Raw genomic sequence first — 2,743 nt, forward strand, 5'->3', positions numbered from 1 at the left:
GGAGCCTGCCGCCCTTCGCCTGTCCCCTTGCCCGGAGCAACTCCCGGCACAACAGACCCGGACGACGGGCCTTCCGCGACCCGCGTCGGCGCGTCCGGCACGGAACGAACCCCCGCCCCCGCCGTCCCGGAGCCCCGTCCCGCCCCGCCCTCCTCCGCCTCCACGGCGGCCAGCGCGCGGTCGAGGGCACCGGCGTCCGGGCGCGCCGCCGGGTCCTTCACCAGCAGCGACATCAGGACGCCGGTGAGCGCGCCGCCGTGGTGGGGCGGCGGCACCTCCTCGTCGAGAACGGCCGCCAGCGTCGCCAGGGTGCTGTCCCGGCGCAGCGGGTGGCGGCCCTCCACCGCCACGTACAGCAGCATGCCCAGGGACCACAGGTCGGCGGCCGGGCCGCTGCCCTTGCCCCGGATGCGTTCGGGCGCCATGTAGTCGGGTGAGCCGATGACGGAGCCGGTCGCCGTGAGGGTGGTGGTCTCGCGGATCGCGGCGATGCCGAAGTCGGTGAGGACCGGGCGTCCGTCCGGGCGCAGCAGGACATTGGCGGGTTTGACGTCGCGGTGCTCGATGCCGTGGGCGTGGGCGGCGCGCAGCGCGGACAGCACGCCCCGGCCGGTCCGGGCCGCTTCGGCCGGGTCCATCGGCCCCCGGTCGAGGCGGCCCTGGAGGGAGCCGCCGGGCACCAGTTCCATGACGAGCCACGGGAAGGTGCCGTCGCCCCCGTCCACGATGTGGTGGATGGTTACCACGTTCGGGTGGTCGATGCGGGCGAGGGCCCGGGCCTCGCGCAGGACGCGGGCCCGCAGCACACGGATCTCGTCCGGTGTGCGGGCGTCCTGCGCGGGGTCCGGGGGCAGGACCTCCTTGAGGGCCACCTCGCGGTGGAGCACCAGGTCACGGGCGCGCCACACGGTGCCCATGCCACCGCCGCCGAGCTTTTCCACCAGCGCGAAGCGGTCGTCGATCACGCGTGCCACGGTGCTCCTCCGGCTCAGTCCGTGCCGTCGGTGATCGCGTCGCACTGGTCGGCGAGAGCGGCGAGCCGGCTGCCCGGCTCGGGCGTCGCGGGCAGTGCGGCGCGCAGCCGGCGGGCGCGGTCGGTGCCGGCCTCGGTACGGCCCATCCCCAGTTCCAGGTGGGCGGCGAGGAGTTCGGCGCCGTACAGGTCCTCGCGTCCGTCGTCGCCGCAGGCCGCGAACTCCGTCAGCGCCCGCTCGACGCGCCGCAGCGCCTCGGCGTACGCGGTGGTGTTGACGGCGTACTGCTCGGGGGTGTCGTGCTCGGCGGACGGCGGGCCGTCGGTGGGTTCCAGGGCGAGCCGGGCCGCCTGCTCGTGGGTGCTGCCGAGGTCGAGGCGGAGCCGGACGCGTGCGGTGTCGTCGGCGGCCTGTTCCACCGCGGCCTCGTTCTCCCGCAGGGCCTGTTCCATGGCCTCCTCGCCCGCATCCTGGCCCTTGGCGGCGACCAGGACCCAGGCGCGGGCGCGCAGCGCGCGCACCACGCCGCCGGGTTCGCCGAGGGAGCGCCACAGCTGCGCCGCGCGCTCGTAGGCCCGCGCGGAGTCGTCCGGCAGCCCGGCCGCGTCCAGGGCCTCGCCCGCGTGGTGGGTGAGGATCGCGTGGTGCTTGGGGTCCTCCCAGCCCTGGGCGGTGTCGGCGGCGAGGACGTACTGCTCGGCGGCCGAGCGGTGGTCGCCGCTCTGCGCGTAGCAGGCGGCGAGCCAGACGCGGGCCTGCACCAGATCGTCCTGGTCGTGCCCGTCGAGCAGGTCCGGCAGGACGGCCTCCAGGACGGTCGCGGCCTCCTCGAAGCGGCCCAGGGCGCGGTAGAGGCCGCCCAGGCGGAGCCGGGCGAGCGCGCCGAGGGTCGTGCCCTCCCCGGCCCGGTCGGCGAAGTGGGCGGCGTCGAACAGCAGCGCCGCCTCCTGCCGGCCCTCGTCCTCCTCCTGGCCGGATACGGCGTGGGCGAGGGTGAGGCAGAGCCGGGCCCGGTCGTGGGGTTCGAGCAGGGCGACGCGCTCGGGGTCGTCGAGGACCGTCCGGACGACGTCCGCCGCCTGGCCGCGCTCGTCCTGCGACAGCAGCACCTGGGCGAGCAGCACCTCGGCGTCGGCGGCGAACCAGGGGCGGCCCGACGCGTGGTGGCGGGCGACGGCCTCGGTCAGCAGACGGGTGGCGGCGGGCAGGTCGTGGGCCGCGGTGAGCCGCCCGAGCAGGGACGTCGCGGCGGCCAGGGGCGTGAGGACGGCCGGTTCGTCACCGTGCTCCTCGACGAAGGCGACGACCTCCTCCAGCTCGGCCCGGACCGCGGCCTCCTCGTCCCGGGGCGTCTTCCCGGCGGTGAGCAGGGCCGTACGGACACGGGCACGGCTCAGCAGGACGGTGGCGGTCTGGAGCGCGGTGGCCTCTTTGGCGCGGTGCAGTTCCCGGGCCCGTGCGCACAGGCCGTCCAGCGGGGCGAGGGATTCCTCGGACGGCCCGGCGCACTGGGGTGCGAGCAGGGCGCGGGACGTGGACAGGAGCGCCTTGGCGGGGTGGCCGGCCCGCTCGTGGAGGGCGGCGGCGCGGGTGAACATCTCGGCGGCGGACGCCGCGTCGTCGTCGGGCAGGGCGCGGGCGGTGCGGTCCAGACAGTCGGCGTGGTCGGCGTCGGTGAGCGTGCCGCCGGACCGTTCGACGGCGTCGGTGGCGCGCCGCCAGGCGTCCGCGGCGGCGTGCTTAACACATGCAAGTCGAACGATGAAACC

The 2,743-nt window shown here is 76.4% G+C and carries 1 protein-coding gene and 1 pseudogene; both read right to left on the reverse strand.

The window, feature by feature from the left end; genetic code table 11:
• Positions 1-917, reverse strand: a 917-nt coding sequence (locus AC51EU_RS29210; protein ID WP_496270106.1) for a serine/threonine-protein kinase, incomplete at its 3' end; no start/stop codon positions are given.
• A gap of 71 nt (positions 918-988) precedes the next feature.
• Positions 989-2,743 (reverse strand): annotated as a pseudogene (locus AC51EU_RS29215) (hypothetical protein); the annotation flags it as partial.

The sequence above is a fragment of the Candidatus Streptomyces philanthi genome, from assembly GCF_059553635.1.